2 protein-coding genes and 1 tRNA gene are annotated in these 699 nt (G+C 73.4%); all 3 read right to left on the reverse strand.

Annotated features, from left to right (window positions below):
- On the reverse strand, positions 1-141 hold a 141-nt coding region (locus NZ519_14045), incomplete at its 3' end, for an NADH-quinone oxidoreductase subunit A (GenBank protein ID MCS7029874.1).
- Between the two features lie 112 nt (positions 142-253).
- A tRNA-Leu gene (locus tag NZ519_14050) sits at positions 254-338 on the reverse strand.
- Positions 339-372: 34 nt separating this feature from the next.
- Positions 373-699: preprotein translocase subunit SecG (locus tag NZ519_14055; GenBank protein ID MCS7029875.1), on the reverse strand; the 327-nt coding region annotated here is incomplete at its 5' end.

Raw genomic sequence — 699 nt, forward strand, 5'->3', positions numbered from 1 at the left:
CTCGAAGCCGCACTCGTAGGGCGAGAGCTTCTCCGCGTCCGGGCGCTTCGGCCCGAGCAGGCTGCCGAGCGCCAGCAGCAGGCCGCCGACCGCGGCGGCCACGATCAGGAACAGCAGGATCGGAAGATACTCAGCGAGCACCTCGGCGCCCCGCCAAACTGCACACACCCGGCCAGGGTTCCGCCGGGACCACGACCGAGCGGCCTCAGCGCCGCGGGCGCGGATCGCCGCGCGGCCGCTCCGATCCGAGAACTGGTGCCCAGGGTGGGACTCGAACCCACACGACTTGCGTCACTACCCCCTCAAGATAGCGTGTCTACCAGTTCCACCACCTGGGCGGGAATCTGCAACGGCCGGTCTCCCGGAGTCCTCTCAACGCTCGTCCGAGCCCTCCGCCTGCCGAGCCTCGGTTTCGGCACCCGCGTCGGAAGCCTTCCCGGCCTCCGCGGCCGCTGGGTCGGCCTTCTGGCCCGCGACCGCGGGGAGCTCCCCGGAGGCCGTCCCCTCGCCGCTCCCGGGGGCGGCCGGAACGGCCGGCGTCTCGACCGCCGGCTGGTCGGCGCCGGAGACCACACCGAGATCGGAGGCGCCGCGGGCGGCGACGCCGGCGCGGCTGGCGTAGGTGGCCATGCCGAGCGTGAGCAGGAAGAAGAGCGTGGCGAGCACCGCCGTGCTGCGGGTGAGGAAGGTGGCCGAACC

Source organism: Bacteroidia bacterium, assembly GCA_025056095.1.
In the GTDB taxonomy this organism is placed as follows: domain Bacteria; phylum Bacteroidota; class Bacteroidia; order JANWVE01; family JANWVE01; genus JANWVE01.